Source organism: Ferrovibrio sp., assembly GCF_964218355.1.
In the GTDB taxonomy this organism is placed as follows: Bacteria; Pseudomonadota; Alphaproteobacteria; order Ferrovibrionales; family Ferrovibrionaceae; genus Ferrovibrio.
Map to the genome: position 1 here is coordinate 71,032 of NZ_CAXPMC010000021.1, position 20,530 is coordinate 91,561.

General features: G+C 61.9%; 22 protein-coding genes. 3 read left to right on the forward strand and 19 right to left on the reverse strand.

Features of this window, described 5'->3' with window-relative positions; genetic code table 11:
• Position 1 precedes the first annotated feature (1 nt).
• Both ACEQZY_RS15685 and ACEQZY_RS15690 read right to left on the reverse strand, forming a co-directional pair.
• Positions 2–2,050: a conjugal transfer protein TraG gene (locus tag ACEQZY_RS15685; protein ID WP_300295703.1), complete on the reverse strand. Its 2,049-nt coding sequence runs from the start codon at positions 2,048–2,050 to the stop codon at positions 2–4.
• Between the two features lie 131 nt (positions 2,051–2,181).
• Positions 2,182–2,661, reverse strand: a complete 480-nt coding sequence (locus ACEQZY_RS15690) for a hypothetical protein (protein WP_300295706.1) — start codon at positions 2,659–2,661, stop codon at positions 2,182–2,184.
• 186 nt (positions 2,662–2,847) lie between these two features.
• On the opposite strand from ACEQZY_RS15690, the gene ACEQZY_RS15695 reads away from it, so the two are divergent.
• Positions 2,848–3,276: a hypothetical protein gene (locus tag ACEQZY_RS15695; RefSeq protein ID WP_300295709.1), complete on the forward strand. Its 429-nt coding sequence runs from the start codon at positions 2,848–2,850 to the stop codon at positions 3,274–3,276.
• Here ACEQZY_RS15695 and rlxS read toward each other — a convergent pair.
• The 5 genes from rlxS to ACEQZY_RS15720 form a co-directional block, all read right to left on the reverse strand.
• The gene (gene rlxS, locus ACEQZY_RS15700) at positions 3,273–5,255 is read right to left on the reverse strand and encodes a relaxase/mobilization nuclease RlxS (protein ID WP_300295712.1); all 1,983 of its coding nucleotides are present in this window, start codon (positions 5,253–5,255) and stop codon (positions 3,273–3,275) included. The genes ACEQZY_RS15695 and rlxS overlap by 4 nt on opposite strands.
• A 275-nt stretch (positions 5,256–5,530) precedes the next feature.
• The gene (locus tag ACEQZY_RS15705) at positions 5,531–6,151 is read right to left on the reverse strand and encodes a lytic transglycosylase domain-containing protein (protein ID WP_300295715.1); all 621 of its coding nucleotides are present in this window, start codon (positions 6,149–6,151) and stop codon (positions 5,531–5,533) included.
• On the reverse strand, positions 6,148–6,714 hold the full coding sequence (locus ACEQZY_RS15710) for a S26 family signal peptidase (RefSeq protein ID WP_300295718.1): 567 nt from the start codon (positions 6,712–6,714) through the stop codon (positions 6,148–6,150). Before ACEQZY_RS15710 ends, ACEQZY_RS15705 begins: the two co-directional genes overlap by 4 nt.
• Positions 6,707–6,934 carry an AlpA family transcriptional regulator gene (locus ACEQZY_RS15715; protein ID WP_300295720.1) on the reverse strand — a complete coding sequence of 76 codons (228 nt, stop codon included), beginning with the start codon at positions 6,932–6,934 and terminating at the stop codon, positions 6,707–6,709. The genes ACEQZY_RS15710 and ACEQZY_RS15715 overlap by 8 nt, the downstream gene beginning before the upstream one ends.
• Positions 6,935–7,137: 203 nt before the next feature.
• Positions 7,138–7,461 (reverse strand): DUF736 family protein, encoded by a 324-nt coding sequence (locus ACEQZY_RS15720; RefSeq protein ID WP_300295723.1) that lies wholly within the window; start codon positions 7,459–7,461, stop codon positions 7,138–7,140.
• 494 nt (positions 7,462–7,955) lie between these two features.
• Here ACEQZY_RS15720 and ACEQZY_RS15725 point away from each other — a divergent pair, with 494 nt between their 5' ends.
• Positions 7,956–8,615, forward strand: coding sequence for a hypothetical protein (locus ACEQZY_RS15725; RefSeq protein ID WP_300295726.1), 660 nt, complete (start codon positions 7,956–7,958; stop codon positions 8,613–8,615).
• 40 nt (positions 8,616–8,655) lie between these two features.
• Here ACEQZY_RS15725 and ACEQZY_RS15730 read toward each other — a convergent pair whose 3' ends face one another.
• From ACEQZY_RS15730 to ACEQZY_RS15750, 5 genes are all read right to left on the reverse strand, one after another.
• Positions 8,656–10,332: a ParB N-terminal domain-containing protein gene (locus tag ACEQZY_RS15730; protein ID WP_300295728.1), complete on the reverse strand. Its 1,677-nt coding sequence runs from the start codon at positions 10,330–10,332 to the stop codon at positions 8,656–8,658.
• 81 nt (positions 10,333–10,413) lie between these two features.
• A complete protein-coding gene (locus ACEQZY_RS15735; protein ID WP_300295729.1) occupies positions 10,414–10,806 on the reverse strand; it encodes a DUF2958 domain-containing protein in 393 nt (130 codons plus the stop codon).
• 360 nt (positions 10,807–11,166) lie between these two features.
• Complete coding sequence (locus ACEQZY_RS15740) at positions 11,167–11,571, reverse strand: DUF2285 domain-containing protein (protein WP_367182946.1); 405 nt, start codon at positions 11,569–11,571, stop codon at positions 11,167–11,169.
• Positions 11,531–11,992, reverse strand: a complete 462-nt coding sequence (locus tag ACEQZY_RS15745; protein ID WP_367182948.1) for a transcriptional regulator domain-containing protein — start codon at positions 11,990–11,992, stop codon at positions 11,531–11,533. Before ACEQZY_RS15745 ends, ACEQZY_RS15740 begins: the two co-directional genes overlap by 41 nt.
• 213 nt (positions 11,993–12,205) lie before the next feature.
• Positions 12,206–12,457, reverse strand: a complete 252-nt coding sequence (locus ACEQZY_RS15750; RefSeq protein ID WP_300295735.1) for a helix-turn-helix domain-containing protein — start codon at positions 12,455–12,457, stop codon at positions 12,206–12,208.
• A gap of 137 nt (positions 12,458–12,594) precedes the next feature.
• Here ACEQZY_RS15750 and ACEQZY_RS15755 point away from each other — a divergent pair, with 137 nt between their 5' ends.
• Positions 12,595–12,855 carry a DNA -binding domain-containing protein gene (locus tag ACEQZY_RS15755; RefSeq protein ID WP_300295737.1) on the forward strand — a complete coding sequence of 87 codons (261 nt, stop codon included), beginning with the start codon at positions 12,595–12,597 and terminating at the stop codon, positions 12,853–12,855.
• Positions 12,856–12,860: 5 nt separating this feature from the next.
• On the opposite strand, the gene ACEQZY_RS15760 is transcribed toward ACEQZY_RS15755, so the two are convergent.
• The 7 genes from ACEQZY_RS15760 to ACEQZY_RS15790 form a co-directional block, all read right to left on the reverse strand.
• Positions 12,861–13,802, reverse strand: a complete 942-nt coding sequence (locus ACEQZY_RS15760; protein WP_300295740.1) for a helix-turn-helix domain-containing protein — start codon at positions 13,800–13,802, stop codon at positions 12,861–12,863.
• A gap of 344 nt (positions 13,803–14,146) precedes the next feature.
• Positions 14,147–14,317, reverse strand: coding sequence for a hypothetical protein (locus ACEQZY_RS15765; RefSeq protein ID WP_300295743.1), 171 nt, complete (start codon positions 14,315–14,317; stop codon positions 14,147–14,149).
• A gap of 374 nt (positions 14,318–14,691) precedes the next feature.
• Positions 14,692–15,882, reverse strand: coding sequence for a phenylacetate--CoA ligase family protein (locus ACEQZY_RS15770; protein ID WP_300295745.1), 1,191 nt, complete (start codon positions 15,880–15,882; stop codon positions 14,692–14,694).
• A gap of 28 nt (positions 15,883–15,910) precedes the next feature.
• Complete coding sequence (locus ACEQZY_RS15775; RefSeq protein WP_300295747.1) at positions 15,911–16,720, reverse strand: enoyl-CoA hydratase/isomerase family protein; 810 nt, start codon at positions 16,718–16,720, stop codon at positions 15,911–15,913.
• A gap of 22 nt (positions 16,721–16,742) precedes the next feature.
• The gene (locus ACEQZY_RS15780) at positions 16,743–17,894 is read right to left on the reverse strand and encodes an acyl-CoA dehydrogenase family protein (RefSeq protein WP_300295750.1); all 1,152 of its coding nucleotides are present in this window, start codon (positions 17,892–17,894) and stop codon (positions 16,743–16,745) included.
• Positions 17,891–19,012: an acyl-CoA dehydrogenase family protein gene (locus ACEQZY_RS15785; protein ID WP_300295751.1), complete on the reverse strand. Its 1,122-nt coding sequence runs from the start codon at positions 19,010–19,012 to the stop codon at positions 17,891–17,893. Before ACEQZY_RS15785 ends, ACEQZY_RS15780 begins: the two co-directional genes overlap by 4 nt.
• A gap of 208 nt (positions 19,013–19,220) precedes the next feature.
• Positions 19,221–19,943, reverse strand: coding sequence for a transglutaminase family protein (locus ACEQZY_RS15790; protein WP_300295754.1), 723 nt, complete (start codon positions 19,941–19,943; stop codon positions 19,221–19,223).
• Positions 19,944–20,530 lie beyond the last annotated feature (587 nt).

Below are 20,530 nucleotides of genomic sequence, written 5' to 3' on the forward strand. Positions count from 1 at the left end.
CTCAGAAGCTTGGCAATGCATCGTCGTGGCGATGTAGTCCGTCGGCGGTGTTCATGGCATGCGCGCGCTGCAGTGCTGCATTGGGCCGGCGCAGGTTGAGCACGCCCTGGCGCCCGGTGGTCGGATTGTCGAGGTCGTCATCCAGCAGCGCGAGGTCGTCCGGCGCCTCGCCCTCAGGGCGGACAATCTCGGTCTCCGGCAAACCGGGATGGCGCTGCAGACCGCCTTCCTCTTCACCGGCAAAAGCATCACCAATGGCGCCGCTGCCTGCAGCCAGCCGATGGTTCGGCTCGCGCACCTGGCCGCTCCAGTCATCTGACCGCTTTGTTGGGCAGTCGGGATACGGGCCCGGATTTAAGGTCGGTGGCGGCAAGACGCGATCGGTGAAATTGGCATCGCGGAAATACCGCAGCTTGCGCGCCCGGATCGGCGCCAGGCCGGACACCAACACCAGTTCCTCGTGGGCCGGCAGTTGCATCACCTCACCCGGCGTCAGCAGCGGCCGGGCAGTCTCCTGGCGCGAGACCATGACGTGGCTCAACCATGGTGCCAGGCGGTGACCGGCGTAATTGCGCTGGGCGCGCAGTTCTGTGGCCGTGCCTAGGGCATCCGAGATGCGCTTGGCGGTGCGCTCATCGTTGGACGAGAACGCGATACGGACATGGCAGTTGTCCAGGATAGCGTTGTTCTCGCCATAGGCCTTGGAAATCTGGTTGAGCGACTGCGCGATCAGATAGGCGCGGATGCCATAGCCGGCCATGAAGGCAAGCGCCGTCTCGAAGAAATCAAGCCGTCCCAGTGCCGGGAACTCGTCCAGCATCATCAGGAGCTGGTGCTTGCGCTGCTTGCCGGGGTCGCCTTCCAAGGTCTCGGTCAGCCGGCGGCCGATCTGGTTGAGCACCAGACGGACCAGCGGCTTGGTGCGGGAGATGTCGGATGGCGGGATGACCAGATAGAGCGAAACCGGTCGCTCGGCGTCCATCAGATCGCCAATCCGCCAGTCGCAGGCCACCGTGGTGGCCGCCACTGTCGGGTCGCGATAAAGGCCGAGGAACGACATCGCAGTCGACAGGACGCCAGAGCGCTCGTTGTCGGATTTGTTCAGCACTTCTCGGGCGGCCGAGGCGACCACTGGATGGACCTGGGGATGCTCGGCATCGCCCAGATGGTTGGTCGCCATCATGTCGCGCAAGGTACGCTCAAAGGCCCGGTTCGGATCGGACAGCAGGTTGGCGACACGGGCGAGCGTCTTTTCCTCTTCGGCATAGAGGACATGCAGGATGGCGCCGACCAGCAGGGAATGGCTGGTCTTTTCCCAGTGATTGCGCCGCTCCAGCGCGCCTTCTGGATCAACCAGGATATCGGCGATGTTCTGCACATCGCGGACCTCATGTGGACCCTTGCGCACCTCCAGCAGTGGGTTGTAGCGAGCCGAGCGCAGATCGGTCGGGTTGAACAGCAGGCAATGTGAGAAACGTTGCCGCCAGCCGGCCGTGAGCTGCCAGTTCTCGCCCTTGATGTCATGAACGACGGTCGAACCGGTCCAGGTCAGCAGCGTCGGGATGACAAGGCCGACACCCTTGCCGCTGCGGGTCGGCGCAAAGGCCATGACATGCTCCGGCCCGTCATGGCGGAGATAGCGGCTCCCTAAACGACCGAGGAAAACGCCGCGCGGCTCGAAGAGCGCTGCCTGCTGGATTTCGGACTTGGTGGCCCAGCGCGAAGAACCGTAAGTGGTGACGAGGCGGTTCTGGCGTGCCCGCCAGAGCGAGCCGATAACGGCAGCCATAGTGCCGAGCAGGCCACTACCAGCAGCCGCCAAGCCGGCGCGCTGGAAGATGTCCGGCGCATAGGCCTCATAGGCATACCACCATTCGAACAGGCGCCAAGGGTGGTAGATCGGCCAGCCGAGCAGGTCGAACCAGGCAGCCCCGAGCCGCGGCTGGTAACCCAGCATCACGGCCGCCCATTGGGTCGAGGACCAGAGCCCGCCGATGACGATGGCGAAGACGACGAGAGCCTGACCGATGAGCAGCTTGGTGGGCGTCATATCCCGGTCCCAATGTGTCCATGGCACCAGTGCCATGGCGTGGGACTAGGACTCGCTCAAAAGCTCAGAATCGAAAATCGCGCTTAGTTACGCCGCTCTACGCCCTACTCAGGCTGCAAAAGAATTCTTAGCTAGCCGAAGCGGCGTTTGAACCGCGCATAGCCGTAATACACGATCACAAGGCCGAGGCAGAGCACGAGGAAGGCCAATCCGGCCAAGACGAGACCGAAGCCTTTGGCATTAAAACTGGCAAAGCTCTGCATCAGTACGATGAAGAAGTTGCAAGCACCCATCGCGATCGACCTCTTGAAGTTCAGGTAGACTTCCTCGTCGCTCCAATGATCACCCCAGAACCGGATCTTGGCGCGCTGCCATTCCTCTTGGAACAGGAAGCCCATCGCGCCCCCAAACCCAGATTGGTTATGAGGAGTACCAGCGTATTCAGGCTGAGCCGCTCCCACCATTTCGACGGGAACCGGCTGCCGGCCGGAACGGGACGACGCATAACGCGCCTTGGGCAAGATCGCAATCAACGCAAATAATGCACCCGCGATACCTGCAATTGCCCCAACAATATTCGCAACTCCAACAACTACATTGAACAAATCCATGCTCTTCCTCATTGCCTGGCGCAAAAAAAAATGCACGCCCCGATTCTGCGCCAGAAAATTGTGCCGCTAGATCAGGTGAAGGACAATTCTGCGATGCGCAGAACAGACTAGATTTGATTCATATTTGTCTCAGTCTGAACGCGTATCGCCTGCCATAATTGAAGCTCTCTGAATGAGGGCGATGTCATGATCCTCTCACTTGTTGCAACAGTTATAGGCTTAGGCGCCTTCTGCGCCCTGCTCTACCGACTCGCGGTCTATGCCTTTCCCATTCTGGCCGCACTCGCGGCGGGCCAGGGCGCCTACGGCCTCGGCGCTGGTATCTGGGGCAGTCTTATTCTCGGCGTGCTCGCGGGATTCATGGCCCTGATCCTCGGGACGGTTCTCTTCTCCGCCAGCCGTTCGGTCTCTTTCCGCCTGATCATGGCATTCGTGTTCGCGCTCCCGGCGACCTATGCAGGATATCTACTTGGCCTCTCGCTTCTGCGCATCGGCGCAATCGATGGATTCTGGCTGCAGGCCCTGGCCGCGACCGGCGCTGTTGCCGCTGGAGCGACGGCGGTCTTGCGCCTCATCGATCCCGAATTTGCACTTAGTCGAAACCAGGCGGCCTAACCAATGGCAGGGCCTCGGCTCCGTCCAATCGACCAGTTGATCTGATCGCCATGCAATACACCCGCAACAAACTTGCCGAGCTGTCGCTCCATCACCGGCCGCCAGGGCACGAGTGTGAACTCCCTGGTCTTTGCGATGACGGCCATACGGCCACTGGCAAGCATCACCGATCTCCGATAAATCCCTTCGACGCGCTCACCGCGGCTGGCTTCGACGTAAGCCAGGCCCAATTCCTGTGAGAGCTGGCCGGCGACACGGGCAAGCTCCTGCCGACGCAGCACATTCAGGAGTCCGGCGCGATACACCACTTGCCCAGCCTGCTCTTCGGCCAAGCCCTGAGCGATCAGCCATTGCCGCCGCTGCTGCAGGGCTTTCTGGACTGACTTGCCGAAGCCAGCGTCACGAATACCTGCCGGATCAGCATTGACCAAGCTGTGGTCGAGCCAGGTTTCCGCCTCGATGCCTGTCAGCTTTTCCAGCGGCAGCGACGACAACACCTTCACCTCGACCGGACTGTCTTTGGCCCGGCCGGCCTCATAGGCGGCGGCTTTGTCCAGATGGTCTATGGCGATGGCCCAGATGCCGTCGGCGTCGCGCACCACTGTCCCGGTCGCCCGTCGCACCGCTTCGAGCCGGCGAATATGGCTTGCGATAAAGGCCGGGCGCGCGCTCGGATCATGCTGCCGATGAAGGTCCGCGCTGTAGCGTCCCTCGTGCGCAGCGGCGATCTCGGCGATGGTCCGGTCAGCCTGGCTTGGTCCGATCGGCCTGGCCGCCACAGCGACGATATTGTCCTCGGCCATCGCCTCCTGTCGGTCCAACTTGCCGATCTCGACATAATGGCTGCGGCCATCGATACCGTCGATGACCATGAAATGCCGATCGTTGATCTCGTCCGAAAGACCCAACCGCAACACCAGCCCGACGACCGGCTTGGCCTGCGGATCGGTGGGATCGTAAATCGCATAGTCCCCTGCCGCATGGCCAATTCCCTTCTCAGTCATCGCCCGATGCATGGTCTTGACGATGTCGCCGCGTTCACCCATACGACGGAGCGTCACCTCTAGGCTGCTGCTCAAGCGCCAAATCCCCGGCTGTGTTTCTTCCGCCAGCCCCAGCCGCTTCAGCATCTGCAGCCGTCCGGCCTTCAGGCTCTGCTGGAACCGGGCATGATCGCCGTCTTGCGACAGGCCGATGGAAACCATTCGGCCATCGCCCGCCTCGCGGAGCAGGCCGCGATCCAGGCTGGTGAAGCGCTCCTGCCCGACCTCCTGCCGTAGCCGATCCTCGATCTCGATATCAGTGCGCGGCCCCAGATCGAGCGTCACGATCTCCTGGGCCCGTTCGCGCAAACCTTTCGCGATATACTCCCGGGCAATGACCATATCCTCGCCGCGATCATCGCGGCCACGCAAGATGACGTGGCTATGTGGATGACCGGTGTTGAAATGGTCAACTGCCACCCAGTCGAGCTTCGTACCGAGATCCTGCTCCATCTGGCGCATCAGCCGCCGGGTAAACTCCTTCAGATCTTCATACTGTGTAGCGTCTTCGGCCGCGACGATGAAGCGGAACTGATGTCGGTCGCCATTTGAGCGTTCCAGAAAAGCCTTGCCGTCGGCCCGGTCCGCTTGCGCATCGTAAAGCTGCCCCGGCTGTCCCTCGCGAGTCACGCCATCGCGCTGGATATAGCGCAGATGCAGCTGCGCGCCTTTCAGATTGCGGCCGGCGAGTTTGACCAGCCGTGCTTTGACCACGACACGCCGGGTCCGCCAGCCAGTCCAGCGATCCCGTCCGGCCAGCACATGGCCGATGCCGGCACCGCGACCGATACGACTGCCCTGGAACCGTCCGCCCCGCTTATGCAGTCCCCCGGCCAGACCGGCCGCCTGCAGCACCCGGTTGCGGAAAGACTTGACCATCTTCTGGCCATCGGCACGCACCTTGCCGAGCCGGGGCCTGAAATCGTCATCACGCATATCGCCACCGCATGTGGTATCCCGTCATGGTGAAGAAAGGCATGCCGCAGGCCTTCGGCAAGAAGGCGCTATAGGAGCCCTGCAAGGCTAAGGACTTGTGCCAACCATGGCGCCAACGTCTCGCACCTAGCGCCATACAAACCGATGTGCAGACAACATCTTCGGCGCCGCTTGGCGCCGATGCTTTTATCTTGCCCTACCGCGCCCATGGGACCGCGATCCACCCTGCTGCGCCGAAGTTTGCGGATATCTGCTCGCCTAATGCGGCGGGCGATTTAACGGAACGAAGGATATAGCTGCCTCTCGCCCACTGGCGCGCTGTTGCGAATGAAGAAAAGGCTGTTGCCCGTGGCCAGATTGACGGAATTTAGCTGGCCTGCCGGCGCCGTTTGCGCCACCGATTTGACACCCGGCAACGACTGGTTTTCGAGCACGCCGAGGTACGAAATCGTCTCCGTCGGAAGAGTTTCGCCGGTTGAAAGATACCGGGTGTAGCGACTTGGGCCGGCATGATAGGCCGCGAACAAGCCTGGATAGCCGAAACGATCCAGCATCGCGCGCAAATAGGCTGTACCGGCCAGAATATTGTCACGCGGATCATGCGGATCGGCACCCAGCCCGTATATCTGGCGCATCTCAGCATAGGTTTGCGGCATCACCTGCATGAGGCCGAGCGCCCCAGCTTTCGATTCGGTCGACCGGCCATTGATGATTGCGCGGCCGCCGCTTTCGGCTTGCATCACCGCCTCGATCCAGCCCGGCGGAATGCCGAACCGCCCTGCGGCCTCGGCAATGAATGGCTGCCAGCGGCCGATACGCTGCGCCGCGGTTCCTGCCCGACTGTCACCAGCCCATGCCACAGCAATCGCCAAACCGGCGCCAACGATCTGTCTCACCAGGTCCACAGGGGCACCAACTGGCCGATCACACTGGTGCGCGGAACCGGCCCCAGATAGCGGCTGTCGAAGGAGTCTAAGATCGCCGGATTGGCGAGAAACACCTCATCGTCGGCCACGATCCGGCACCCGTACCAGGCCGGAAGCAGCCGGCCCTGGCCGTCGCGCACCAGCCGCTGCAACACCAAGCCGGACGCCAGCCAAACGGTATCGCCGGCTGCACAAACCACCTCGCCCGGCACGGCCGCGACCGGCTTAATCAGTGGGATATCGGCCGGAAGGTAACCACGGGTAGCAGCCATGCGGCGCGTCGAGTCCGACAACCGAACCAGCAGCCAGGCGCCGCGCTGGAGCTGCGCCATAGCCGCAAGCCGGTACAGGCCGAACGGCGCGCTGGCGCTGGCATTCCAGACTAGCAGGGGATGCTTGGGCATCCCGACGGCGGCCCCTAAGGCTGCCAACCCCAGCAGTGTCAGGGTCAAAACGCGGCGGCGATACCGGCGAGCGTGCAGCCGCCGGCACCCGATGAGGCTGCCGCCGAGTGCCAATTTGAGATCAACCATGAGAGGTCGACGTCTTGCTCCGTCCCTTCGACCAGGCGTCCAGATCGTCGATGTGGTAACGCACATAGCGGCCGTGTTTGCGGTATTGCGGACCGCCACCCACCACGCGCATTTTCTCCAGCGTGCGCTGCGACAGCCCAACATAGAAGGCTGCCTGAGCCGTATTCAGGAACGGGCTGCCCTTCCTGGCATTGGCTGCCCGGGTCGCTTCATCGTCCATGCTGCCCTCCATGCTCCGATCCGGCGAGGACGGCGCACTGCGGCGCCGCATTGCCAAAGCATGGCAATGCCGGGCACGCTACGGGCAGGGTCGAAAACAGCCCCCTGCTGAAAACGACCCACTACAGGTTTCCGGCGACCGAGAGGCCAGTACGAGGACAAGAAAAGGCCCCCGCGCGCATGACGCGGGGGCCCAGGGCTCGGTCAGTCGGCCGGATTCCAGATGACGGCATAGACGTCGTCATCGTCGTGGCCGGCAGCGCGGCCGAGATTGGCGTAGAGCTTGCGCGGCCCGAATTCCGGGGCAGCCAGGCTCAAGGACACATAGTCCTTGCCGGAGGTCTCGCCGGTGCGGATCCAGCCGGCGCCGATCTCGACGCCCTGGGTGAGGACGCGGAAGTCAGGCTGGTTTTCGCCGCTTTTGGCGTTGTTGGGGAGGATGTCAATCTCGGCACGGATCGAGAGGGTTTTGAGCTGGCCCTTATAGGCGCCGGTGGACTGCTTGGTGACGTATCCGATGGCAGGCATGATCTGTCTCCTGGGTTGCTCGCCGGGATGAGTCCCTGCGATGGCAAAACCGTCCTGGCCGAAGCGGCACCGGGAACCCGGCGCGCATGCGCCGGGCCGCAGCATCGCGAAGGACCGGAGCGAGTGGCTTTTTTGCAGGGCGTAAGCCCGACGCGAGGAGCCGCGCGCTGCCCTCATGGGCATAGCGGCGCGCGGCGGGGAAAAAAGCCACGAGCGATGGTTTCCCCAGGGGCCGAGTCGGCCATAAGGTTTGCGCAAACGAGCAGGGAAACCCGGCGATCAGCGCGGGACAGTCCAGCCGAAATCGCGCCAATACCAAGGGTCAGTCGGCGTCCTCTTGCCTGCTCCCCACCCTCTCGCTAGGCTCACTGCCGGCGACCCGACCCGACCTGTCGCCGGGTCAAAACGGGCAAAACCATCTTAAGATCCGGTCCTCTCTTCAGGGGCGTCGGTAATCGGCGACGGACGTTCCCGCAAAGAAGGGATCGATCATCATGCCCATGCTTCTGCTCACGGCCGCAAATTGCGACTACGTCAAACGCAAACTTCGCCGTGCCCTGCCACATGTCGGCTCCGCGCATCTGACCGAGGCCCTGGCCAATGCCCTCGGATTCCGCACCCATGCCGCGTTGCGGCCGCACTTGACGCCCAGCCGGTCGACAAGACCGCAGCTTGCCGCCGTCGATATCGACCGCCTCGGCCAGCGGCTGCTCGAACTCGGCGAAAGAATGGTGGCAACCGATTCCCTGCCCGGCATCCTGCACTCGGACGACATACCGGACCGTATCTGGTGCGCGTATCGGCAAGGCGACCGGGTTGCCAACAACTACTGGTTCCGGGCATGCCAGGATCGCAATATCCCCAACATCTATATTCAGGAATACGGGGCGCTCGCGGACCTGCATTGGGATTGCTGGTCGATCGATCCCGACGATGAAGCGCATGTCCGCGACAGTCGCGGCGACACGCTGATGCGCGAGCTATTCCGGTGTTACCAGGGGTTCGTGAAAGGTGCCGATCCGGGGAAGTCGGAGTTTTTCGGCTCTGGCTTCGTCGGCTCAATCGAACGCCTGAGCCCGGCCGTGGCGCGGCAGATCGCCGATGCCTATTTCTGGCGGCTCTATACGCCCATGCGCCAGCAGGCGGCGGCGTGAGAGGAATTGCGGCACGGGGATGACCCCGTGCCGCAGCCGGTTACAGGTAACCGCGCCCTGGAAACTCCAGCCAACGCGGCAGCCAACCCTCCACCTTGTCACGACCATTGCTGCCGGCCAGACAGTCGCGGATGACCTGTTTCTGCACCGCGAGTGTCGCAGCTTGATTGCCCTGCGCCACCGTGTCGCCGGCAACCTCGGCCAACATGGCAGTGACAACCCGCTTGTCGCGTAGCATGTCGAAAAAGGCATCGTCGGGTTGCCAGAGCGTCCGCAGATCGACAGCCAGATGCGCCCCCATTGTATCGATCAACGGGGTGCCGACCGCCAATGTCTCAGCCATAACGAAGGCCATCACCCGCAACACTTCCGCATCGGTCAGCGTCAGCAGTGCGACGAAAACCGTCTCGGTATCGCCGTCGCCGGTGATGGCCTCAGTTTCTTCCGACAGGCCCAACAGGCTGCGGATTTCAGTCCGGCGAGCGCGATAGCCCGCCTCGGCCGGGCTGGCGGCAAGGCTTTGCGCAATGTTATTGCCACCCGCCCGCTGCGGCTCCGGGGCGACCTGCCAAAGCGGCGACCCGCCGATGGCGTGAGCGACCATCAGCCGCAGTGCTACATAGGTGTCGTCCAGCAGATATTTACGCACGGCGGCATGGCGATGCAGATCGAGATAGGTTTGTAAGCGCGCTGTCCGTTCCGGTCGAACGGCTCTGGCCTCGGCGGACACGCCCTGTTCCGGACCGTCCATCGTCTTACGGCGGACCTTCTGCGCCTCCTGTCGTGACAGATAGCCCTCGTGGATGGCGACCTCGCCGCGCGCACTGATCTGGATATAGACCCTGCCGCCCTTGCGTTTGGCAGTCTTTTCGTGATCCCAGAGGTGGAAGCTCTGGCCCGGTTCCAGCACCACCACCTCCGCCCAGCCCTTGGCGAGATAGGCATCGCGCCGGGCAGCAACGGCCGCCTTCTGATGCTGCCAGAACAGCTCGCTATCGGCGAAATAGCCACCCTCGCCGAACAGATCAGCGACGATCTGGCCGGGATAGGTGTCGAGCGGGAACAAGGCGGCGCTGGCGGCAATCGACTGGCCGCCGAACAGCCAGGCCTTCAACTGCTGGCCGCGCGGGGCGAAGGCCTCCGGGTCTTCCAGCAGCGTCAACCACTCTTTCTGTTGAGCTTTGCTGGCGAGAGTCAGGTGCCGCACCGTATCGGCCTCGATTTCGTCGCGGCGATACGCCTCGCGGATTTTCGGCAAAAGGTTGCCGAGCGCGAGCCGCTGCTTCACTGCCGTTTCGGTCAGGCCGAAGGTGGCGGCGATCTCCGCCACCTCGCGGCCCTGTTTGACCAGCTTTACGAAAGTCTCGTATTGGGTCATTTCATCGACATCGCGCCGGGCGAGGTTTTCGATCAGCGAGGCTTCCAGCGCGTCGGCATCGTCACCCGGCTCCATGACCGCGCAAGGCAGGTCGGGCGTGGTGCCAGTCTCAGCGGCGACGATACTGGCGGCGAAATAGCGCCGCCGCCCGGCAACGATGCCGTAGGCCTCGTTTGTGTCGGTCCCCTCTCCGGTTGTGGGACGAACCAGGAGTGGGACCAGAATGCCGCGTGCCCGCACGCTCGGCAGCAGGTCGGAGACGTCCGGCGCACGGCGCTGGTGGCGCATATTGGTGGTGGCGACTGCGAGGTGATCCAGCGGGATATGGGTGAGATGCATGGCGGAAACTCCTTTTGTGGTGAGTGCCATCAGCGACGCGGCGGCATAGACGGCGGAGCGTCGCCAACTGGCCGATGACCATCAGCGTTCGAGGGATTTGGTGTGATTAAGCGCGGCGTCAGCCTCGCGCAGCAGATGGTCGGCTTCCGTGATCGCGCCGTGACGGCGGGCGGCTTCGGCATAGACCGAGAGCGGGTACCCCGCCTTGAAATGGCGGTCACGCTCGATGCGCAGCCCGAAGCCGACCCGGATACCGGCGATCTCGCGCAGGCTGACATAGCCGAGTTCCGGGCAGCCGAAACCCAAGTCGCATAGTCCAAACAAAGTGTCGCCATCGGCCGCCAGTTCGGTGAGCAACCATGTAGCCGCCCCGGTCGGGTTGAAAAATTTGACCACCGGCCAGTGGTCGGTTTCGTCGCTGACAGCGCCATTGGCCAATAGCTGGGCGCGCAAGCTGTCTGGAATCAGGGTCATGGCTGTGCCTCCTGTCGCAAAACTTCCGCAACCCGACCCCGGATAAGCGGGGTGGGCGGCGAAGAGCGACCGGCAGGCCCGCCGATCGAGGCCGGCGGCACCGTCAGGCCGAAGCGATAGCGGAGGACCGGGCGCGCAGCGCGCGGTTGCGGCCGGCCGCGGCGGGCCTAAATGGGAGCGCCGCCCAGCCCGCGCATCCGCGGGTCGGCCCTGGACAAAAGCCGTCGCTGCGCCGCGGTGCGCCCCAGCGGCGCGGCGTCCGACTGGAAGCGTCAGGGATCGAAGCCGCCAGGCCGAGACCGGCTAGGCCGGGCTCGGTTCACGAGAGCCCGGCGCCGGCCAAAGCCGGCGGTCGCCGAGCTAGCGCAAGAATCGGCGGTAGCCGCCCCGGATCAGCTGTCGTGAGAGATGCAGCAAACGTCGCATCCGGCTACGCAGGTAATCGCTGCCGTTACGCCAGTCGGCAGCGACATACTGGGGGCCGAATAATGCGTCGGCGATCTGGCTGAGTTTTGCCGCCTCTTGCCGGCCATCCGCCGCGCGCAAGGCCGTTATCATCCGCTCTAGCCGGGCCACCGGCGGAAACAGCGCCTTGGGCATGCGGCCATGGGCGTACAGTGCCGCCAGTCGATGCAACGCCATCAGGCGCGGCGGCAGACCGGCCAGACCAGTTATGTCCCAGCGTAAATGCAAAGGACCATCGAGTTCGGCAGTGCCCTGAAGCTCAAGCTGAATCACCCGGTCGCTCTGCGCCAGGATCAACACCGACGCAGCAGCCGGCCGATACAGGATCGTCGCGGTGGCCGGCAAGGCAGGCAGGTTGACTGCCGTCGCGTCGTTGGGGTCGGCTTTGGCGACACTGGCACTCAGCGCGTAAGCATTGACGGCCGGATCCCAAAAGACCTGCCCGACGTCTGCCTGATCCGGGTCGGCGAAAATACAGCAGGCCCCAGCGGCCTGCCTCCCGATGCTCTGCCGAGACTTGAATGTCGACGACCGGTCGCTTCTCCGACACCCGGCGATGCCGGGGTGGCTTGGCTTTAGCAGCAGCGTTTCGATAGTCCGGGTTGCGGCGCAGGAATTCCCAGGCGAGCGCCTCCCGGCTGGCATGGCGCAACCCGGCGTAATCGTTCGGATTGCGCCAATCCCGCCTTGGCAATGAGACATCCTGATCGGAATCAGTCATGGCAGCGTCCTCCGTTCATCGATCCATCACTGGTCGCGTCACGAAAGTCCCACCGCCGTTAGCCTCCCCGCTTAGGTAGCTGGGCACACCCGTTCCCGAGGCATCGGCGATCCTGCCACCGCACTCTAGAGCGAAGTTTCCTGGATTTTCTTTCCTGAAACCGCGCAGGCTTTTCGATTCTTGCGGTCGCGTTGTCGATCCGAAACGGTTGACTCAGGCTTTGATGCGGTCGGAACGCATCAGATCGGCCAGGATATCGCGTGGATCCGCCTCAAGTGCTGTCACCACTGCGATGAATTCGATAACATCGAGGCGCCGCTCCCCGCCTTCATATTTAGCGACGTAGGATTGCGGCCGTTTAAGCTGCGCAGCGACATCCGCCTGGGTCAGTTTCTTGACCTTGCGTGCCTGGATCAGCAGCTTTTGCAGCCGCTGTTGCTGCGGCGAACGGAGGGACTTGGACATCGAGACCGGCAAAAAGTCAGAGCCGGCCTTGCTTTAATCCCGATTCCGGATTATCCCATTTTGGGATATTATTACTGTATATGGCTATCTCACCAATTCGTTTGCATACTATGGATTACAAACTGCACGGAAGCCACATGAGCCATCAAGGCCCCGACTACTCCGATACCGTGCCCTGGTCAGATAGCCTGACCGACTATGACCGCACTCACGGTCCCACCTATCTGAGACTGCTCGATGCTGAGCGAGCTGGTGCCAGTATTAAAGAGATTGCGCAAGCCATTTTTGACATTGACTCGCAAGAAGAGCCGGAACATGCTCTTCAAGTCGTCGAAGCCCATTTGAAGCGCGCGCATTGGATGATCGAGCGCGGCTATCGCCACTTCCTCAATCAATAAGAGAGCTACAGCAGATTGCGTCGGAATTGTGCTGGCGTTTTTCCAGTCAATTTTCGAAAATGCGTCGTCAGCTGGCTCTGGCTTGAAAAGCCGACGGCATAGGCGATGTCCGCGATCGATTGATCGCTATGCAGCAGGAGCTCCTTGGCGCGGTGCACCCGCCGGCCGATCAGGTAACGGTGTGGTGGAACTCCAGTTGACTTTTTGAATGCAACACTAAAGTGATGCAGGCTGATGCCCGCCACCTTGGCCAAATCAGCCAAGCTGATGTCCTGATCTAGATTTTCCAGGATGAAGTCATTTATACGACGGAACCTGTTATCGCCAAGACTGCCGACGTAGCGCCGCAAATCCTGATTCCTACCGCCATACCGGCGGTACAAATGAACAATCAAGGCCGCGGCAAGGCTTGCCAAATAGACACGGCCGCCCAACCCACCGCGATTGAGCTCATCGCGCCATAGATGCGCCATCTGCTCAACCACCCTGTCCTGCAATCCAATTTGCAAGGCGAACATGTGCTCCGCCGCATCAAAGGCTTCCGCCAGGGTTTGGCGGACGAATTGCTCGTCGATGGCCATGAGGGTAACTTCAGGCGCCGCCGACCAACTCCAGACATGCGGTGTGTTAGCTGGATGGACGTGACATTGACCCGGTTCGATTCGTTGCTGGCACCACGTCTCGCTGTCGACATATCTCCACTCCAGGTCATACGGCGCATTGTCGTGAACAACGACAGCCAGCTGAGCCGTGCTTATTGTCGTGCCGGCATTCGGCTTGAGCTGGCTTCGCACCAGGGTAGTGCTGCCCAGCGACAGGTGATCGACCCGGGAGACGAGTTCGACTGCAGGCTGCGCGGCTATGTCGACAAAAAGCCGCCGCATAACATGGCCGTGGAAAAATGCGCGACCGGTTGATGACGTGAGTTTCTCAATAAGATTGCTCATGGCCGCTCCCGCTTTCTTCTGACCGCAACACTTCGTTGGCGATAGGGCAATGCTACAGATAAGCTATGGACGAGCAGTCCTTCTTCTAGCCGCGCAGCGGTGCCAGCAGTCCTCGGTAAGCTGCCCACGCAGAGACGGCAAAGACCACGCCGGACAAGAGGGCGCGCAGATTATCGTTCGCTGACAGGACGAGCAGCCGGCTGGCGCATTCCAAACAGCAATCCACCGATTGCGGCGTCGGACATGCTGCCTGTAACCGCGAGTTGTCGGGTCTCTGAAACGTCGAGCCAACCGGCCAGGATCACACTCTGCACGCCCGTGGGCGCCGCCGAGAAAGCGAGTGGCTACACAGCCAGCTTGGTTCCAGGCTGGCGCCGGCGGAACTCGATGACGGCTGAGCACAAACAAAAGCGGCTTTGCTGGGCGACAGCGCCGAGCAGGAAGCCGACCGACACGCCGCCGCCCACCAGAACCCTGGTCTCGCCCTTGGACTCCATCACTGCAACAAGATCCACAGCGCCCTCGTGCCGCCCGACTGTCAAACACATTCATATCCATGCTTGAGCCGGCGCGGCTCAAATCGGGACAAGTAACGCGAGCGCGTCGCCTCCTTGCACTGCACGTCCATTTGATACTGCATCATCTTAGTATGATCGTTAATATGCTCGGCCATGAGTTTCTACCGCTCGGCGGGGGTTTACCTGTTCCACTTGGTCCATCATCGTTTGCATCTGCTCAAAGCGGTCCCGAACTCATTCGGGCTGAACCGCAGAGACTGCGGGAATGGCGAAGGTCATTAACGCGGCGGCGCTAAGGAGACAATGGCTTTCATGATTCTCCGCAGCGCGGGATAGACGACGCCAGGCAACCGATCAAATAATAAATGACGTCAATCATCCTTAAAATTGACGATCAGCTCGGCACCTTGCGGCATGGATTGCACGATCTCGACCGCGTCGGCACGGATGCGAGCATGAAGCTTGAATGCCTCCAGCGCGGCGGCCTTCGCCTTATCCGCGTCGGCGCCATCTTCAAGAACAAGGAAGAGCTTGATCGCATCGCGGTCGTTTTCGCGCGTGGCAACGCCCTGCGCCGCTTTGGCGCCGGAGGCAATGACGACTTCCTCGATCACGCGCGGGTAGACAAAGATCTCCCGCACCTTCACTGCCGCGCCGACACGGCCCTGAAGGGCCGACAGCCGACGTACACTGCCGTCCTGGTTGCCTTCCAGCGCAAAGGCGCTGTCGCCAGTGCCGAAGCGGATCATCGGCCAGGTGGCATCGCGCGCGGTCACCACGACCTCGCCCGTCTCGCCCAAAGGGAGTTGCTCCCCGCTTGCGGGGTCGCAGATCTGCACCACTTGATCGGGATGGACGACGTAACCTTCGCCGCCATCCTCGAAGGCGACCAGGCCGAGATCAGCGGTGGCATAGGCTGCCCAGGTGGAAACGCCGTAATCAGCCTCGATCCTGCGGCGTTTGGCCATCCAGTCGCCCATTTCGCCGCCCAAGAATGCCGTCCGCACATTCCAGGCGCCGCGACCATAGGTCTCGATCACTCTGTCGGCTAGGGTCAGGAAGAACGCCGTCGACGCGCAGATGGAAGTGACGCCGGTCTCGACGATGATCTGGGCTTGCAATTCGGTGTTGCCGACGCCGCCGGGAATGACGGTGGCACCCACGGCCCGCGCGGCCTCGTCAAAAAGAAGCCCAGCCGGCACGAGGTGATACATCCAGGTGTTCAGGATCACATCCCCCTTGCCCACATTTGCCGTCTTGAACAGCAGGTCCAGCCCGTGACCGGCGCCGGGCAAAGCCGGCTCGAAGATCGGCCCGGGCGAGACATAGATGCGCGGAATCTCCTTCAGGTCAGAGGCGAGGAAGCCTCCGAAAGGCGGGTTCTCTCTTTGGAGCCTCAGCAGCTCCTCCTTTTTCATCACCGGTAGACGGGAGAGATCGGCCAGCGATGAAACTTTGCTGGGATCGAACCCGGCCGCATCGAACCGCGCCTTCAGTCCGGTGGCCTTTGTTGCAGCTGCGCTATAGGCCGTCGCGATATCTTGATAAATGTCAATGGACATTGCTTTCTGGTCCAGTTCTAGGCCCGGATCAGATGGGGCAGTCCGTGCGGAATTTCGGGGCGCGCTTCTCGCGGTGTGACAGGACGCCTTCTTTGACGTCCTCGCTCATGAAGCCGAGCATTTCGAGCGCAGTGGAAGTGTCGAAAATCGGTCCAGCTTGGCGCAGCCAGTTATTGAGGGAGTATTTTGTCCAGCGGATGGCGCTTTGCGAGCCATTCGCAAGTTCATTCGCGATGTCGAGCGCAGTTTGCTGTAAAACGTCATCCTCGACGCACATCGACACCAGCCCAATCCGGTCAGCCTCTTCACCCGAAACCGGCCTGCAGGTCATCAGATAGTATTTCGCCTTGGCCATGCCGCACAGTAGCGGCCAGATGATCGCGGCGACGTCACCGGCGGCCACGCCGAGACGGGGGTGGCCGTCAACGATCTTCGCCTTCTTGCCCGCGATCGACACATCGGCGAGAATCCCAATGACCAGGCCCGCCCCGGCCGCGGGACCGTTGATCGCTGAGATGATCGGCTTGTTGCAGTTGATGATGTTGTAGACGAGGTTCTTGGCCTCCTTCCACGTCTTCATGATCTCATGCGAATTGCCGATCATGCTCTCAATCAGGCCGAAATCGCCGCCCGCCGAAAACGCCTTGCCTGCACCGGTGACGATCACCGCATTGATATCGGGATCGCGATCAATGTCGATCCACATATCGGTCATTTGGGTGTGAGTCTCGGCATCCACCGAGTTGAAGGTTTCTGGCCGGTCGAAGGTGATGCGCAGCACGCGCTCACCCGGATAATCGAATTTCAGCTTGTCGTATTTCGCGTAACGATTGGTCATCGTACTCTCCTCCCTCTCTTGGTTAGCCGGGTAGTCTCAGAACTGCTTTCGATAGGATGTTGCGCTGGATTTCGTTCGACCCGCCATAGATCGTGGTCGGCCGGGCCTTGTAGAAAGCCGCCAGAACGTCGACGGCGGCATTGCCGACCTGCAGCGGACCGAGGGTACCGCCATCGGGCCCTGCGGCTTCGATCATGAGTTCGGTGATCTTCTGGAACGTCTCGGTCACCCAAATCTTGAGCATCGAGACATCCGGGCCCAGCGGTTCGCCCCTCTTCAGCTGATCGGCGAAGCGCGCGTAAAGCGCCGCGTGATCCTCGACGTCGAGCGCGACCTCCGCGAAGCGTTCGCAAAAGGCCGGATCGTCGAAGCGGCCGGCACCCCGCGCGTAGCTTTCAAGCTGGCCTAGCGCGTTTTGGGCCAGATTCGGTGCGCCGATGAACACTCGCTCGAAGCCGAGAAGGGACTTGGCCATGGTCCAGCCCTTGTTGAGTTCGCCAACAAGATTCTCGCACGGGGTGCGGGCATCGTCGAAGAATACCTCGCAGAACTCAGTTTCGCCTGCCAGCGTGGCGATCGTTCGGACCTTGACCCCCGGCTGATCCATCGGCACGAGAATGAAACTGATCCCCTGCTGTTTCGTTGGGGCTTTCGGATCGGTGCGGGCCAGCATGAAAATATGCGTCGAGTCATGCGCCATCGTCGTCCAGATCTTCTGTCCGTTGATCACGAACTCCTCGCCGTCGATTACGGCGTTCGTGCGTAGGTTCGCCAGATCGGATCCAGCGCCAGGCTCGGAATAACCCTGACACCAGATGTCCTCGCAGCTCAGGATGCGGGGCAGCCAGTGTGCTTTCTGGGCATCGGTGCCGAACCTGATGATGAGCGGCCCGACCATCTGCACGCCCATGTCGCGGCCACGCACGACTCCCCAACGCTGCTGTTCCTCGTAGAAAATGAGAAGCTTGGCCGCGTTCAGTCCCATCCCGCCATATTCCGAAGGCCAGGCCGGGGCGACCCAGCCCTTGGCATGGAGCTTGCGGTGCCAGTCCTCGATTTCGGCGAACTTCGGGCGATGGGAAAGATGGCGCAGTTTTTCGGGATACTCCGTTTCGAAGAACTGCCGCACCTTCCGACGGAAGTCCGCGTCGCTCATTTCATTGTAATCGATCACCTTGCGGCCTCCTCTGCGTTGCGGGCGCGCAGCCAGAGCCTCCGGTGATAGACGTCGTCGCCCAGCCAGGCCGAGAGCACGAGCGCCCTGTTCAGGTAAAGCCCGATATCCAATTCGTCGGTGTAGCCGATCGCGCCATGCAGCTGGATCGCCTCGCGCGTGATCTTCCTGGCGGTGGTGCAGGCGCGGGCCTTGGCGCGACTGGCCTGGCGTGCACGCAGGCGCGGAGCTTCTGCGGCGTCCATTAGGCCTAGAGCGTCGCGAACGCTCGCCTCGGCCAGCTGCTGCATGATATGCATGTCCACAGCGCGATGCTGAATGACCTGGAACGAACCGATCGGCTTGTCGAACTGCTCGCGCGTCTTGGTGTAGTCGAGGGTGATCTCCAATGCTTTTGCGCTCACTCCGACAAGCTCGGCAGCGGTCAGCGCCGTCGTGTCGCTGACTGCGGCTGCGAGAGCCGCATTGACAACCGGGCCTTTCGCGAGCAACTCGGCTGGTGCTTCCGACAGGTGTAGCTCGGCCATTATACTGCCGTCGGACTGTCGCCGCTTGTCGATGGAAACGCCTTTGCCGCAAGGTTCAATCAAAGCAAGAGCCGGTCCGCCATCGGCTTCCGCCACGACGAGAATGGCACTTGCAGCAGTCACCCCCGCGACCCAGGATTTTGTCCCGGTCAGAGCGCTGTTCTCGAACCGACATGATAGAGTGTTGGAGAGACCTTTGACGTCACGCTCCTGCCACGCTGTCGCCAGGACGGTCGTGCCGGCCAGCGTCTCGGCCAGAAGTGCATGCTCGGGGCAGAGCCGGCGTAAAAGCCCAATTGCGAGTCCGACCGAGGCGACGACAGGTTCGGGCGCGATCACCCGGCCGACTTCTTCAGCGATGATCCCGGCAGCCGAAAGGCCCATGCCGAGGCCGCCGGCCTCTTCTGGCACCACGGCGCCGAACACGCCGGCCTTGGCCAGTTCCAGCATCACAGGCGAATCCCAGGCGCCGTCTTTATCCCTGATCTTACGCGCCCGTGCCGCGCCGCCCGCGCGCTCAAGCAGCGTGCGGACGCTTTTGCGTAATAAGCGTAGATCGTCCTGGTCGTGGTGATGTGCAGCGTTGCTCATTTTTCCTCCGGGGGCGGCGCGTGATCATCACCGGATCGGTTTGAACGCCTGCAGCATCATCGGACTCCCCAGCCGGTTGGGCTGACGTGACTGCCGATCGCATAAGCCTCGCCAGTATTCAGCCACTGCGGATTTACGATCCCGTCCTTGATCAGCGGCTCTGCACGAAACCTGTAGATCTGACCTGGTTGGAAGCCTCCAAGGAACTTCATGGCACCTTGCCTGCTGCCGCAAACCCGGCGTCCACCCCTTCGGCGCTGTGCGAGATGCGCTCGCGATTGAATTGTTCGAGCCTGGGATAGGTGTCCTTGAACACCCGCAGGAATTCTTCCATAGGTGCATCGACGTAGAGCCCCCGATCATTCACATATTCCATGTGCCGCTGATCCCTGATGTCGAATTCGTGAAACAGCGCGTCTCTCTTGCCATCGAAGATGAGCGGCTTGACCCCGAACCGCTCGCACAACTCCATATTGAACGCGGGTGTGATCTTATATGTTTTGCCGTTGAGCCAGAGCTGCACATAACCGTGATAGACGAAGAGGTCAGTGCCCATCAGTTCCTGCAGCTTGGGCGTATTCAGATGGTTGCGCACATCGGCGAATCCCAGCGCTGCGGGAATGTCGACCGCACGTAGGCAAGCCGCCAACAGGATCGCCTTGGGCACACAGAAGGTGGCCTCTGCTCCGGCGATGGTGCTCGCGCGGTAAGCATCGACCGTCAAGGCGAAGGTGTAGGGGTCATAGCGGATGCCGTCTCGCACCGCCTCGAACAGGCGGACCGCCTTGTCGGTCCGCGATGCACCGTCGGGCAAATGGCGCAGCGCCCGTGCGACGAACTGCTGGACCTCGGGGCTATCGCTGTTCACGAAGTACGTGGGCACGACGTATTTCGCGGCCTCATCCGGAGGCATCTCTTGGGAGATCGTCATCTATCCACCTACTGGGAGAGAAGTAATTCTAACAAATGTTAGGTTAACCGGCTACGCTGCCATCGTCAATATCGGCGTTCGTGTCTGGCGTCGGATCCCGGATACGTGTTATCGCGGGCGAAACGGACGCGGCAACATCGCAGGAGAGCACGGGAAAGCCGGCGCGACCGGCATTTTCAGGGCGTGCAGGCCGCCATTCCACCGTTCGCGTCTTGACCGCGGTGCAGCAGTAATCGACCTCGGCGCGAAGCCGCGGCGCCCAACGCGCGGCCGGTGCACCGCGAACAGACTGCCAAACTTCAGTGATGACCGGCCGATTCGTCGCGAAGCTCCGCCCTGAGTCCCGGTCATTACTGAAGGCCGGCCAGAACTTCTCTCCCGATCGGGAAGAGCGATCTTGCGACACTCGGTCGGGGAATAGAGCCGGCAACGCGGCAGTCCGCCTGTACTGATCGTGCCATTGCCAATCGGCTCTCCGCCGACAAGGCCATCGGTAGGAGCCCAGCAGGGGAGAACAAAGCCACTCTTGGCCATGGCGATGTCGCGATGGTGCTCAGCACGTACGGTCGTGCTTGCGCAGGTTTAGC